The organism is Vibrio sp. 2134-1, assembly GCF_033339495.1.
This window is the reverse complement of record NZ_JAWOUS010000352.1, coordinates 1-752: the sequence shown is the minus strand read 5'-3', so window position 1 is coordinate 752 and position 752 is coordinate 1. Positions and strand designations below refer to the sequence as shown.

2 protein-coding genes are annotated in these 752 nt (G+C 46.4%); both read left to right on the top strand.

Annotated elements, in window-relative coordinates; translation table 11 throughout:
• On the top strand, window positions 1–283 hold a 283-nt coding region (locus tag R7R78_RS25940; protein ID WP_318119597.1), incomplete at its 5' end, for an alpha-isopropylmalate synthase regulatory domain-containing protein.
• 82 nt (window positions 284–365) lie between these two features.
• Window positions 366–752, top strand: a 387-nt coding sequence (locus R7R78_RS25935) for an isocitrate/isopropylmalate family dehydrogenase (RefSeq protein ID WP_263856322.1), incomplete at its 3' end; no start/stop codon positions are given.

Here is a 752-nt window from a genome sequence, read left to right as displayed (position 1 = left end):
GGTCGGTAATGGGCCTGTTGATGCGCTATACCAATGTATCTACCGCGTGACAGGTTACGAGATCGTACTAGATAAATTCGATCTAACCGCAAAAGGTGAAGGTGAGGATGGTCTAGGTCAAGCAGACATCATTGCCAACTACAAAGGTAGAAAATACCACGGTACGGGCGTTTCAACCGATATCGTAGAAGCTTCTGGTCAAGCACTATTGCATGTTATCAACAGCATCCATCGCGCAGACACCATTGCCGAGATGAAGCAGAAAAAGATTGCTACGGTATAGTCATGCTGAGCTTTATCGCTCAGAGACACACAACACGATTTCAAATAATTAAGCTCAAAAATTAGAAGATTAAAGGAATAACATGACAGACAAATCATACAAAATTGCCGTACTTCCTGGTGACGGCATCGGCCCAGAAGTGATGGCTCAAGCGCATAAAGTTCTGAATGCTATCGAGCAAAAACATGGCATCTCATTTGAGCGCGAAGAACATGATGTTGGTGGTATCGCTATCGATAATCATGGTTGCCCACTTCCAGAAAGTACGGTAACAGCGTGTGAAGAGTCTGACGCGGTTCTATTTGGTTCGGTTGGTGGCCCTAAGTGGGAACATTTGCCACCAAACGACCAGCCAGAGCGCGGTGCATTGCTGCCACTACGTAAGCACTTCCAACTGTTTTGTAACCTTCGTCCAGCGCAAATCCACGCTGGTCTAGAAGCTTTCTCACCGCTACGTGCAGACATCTCA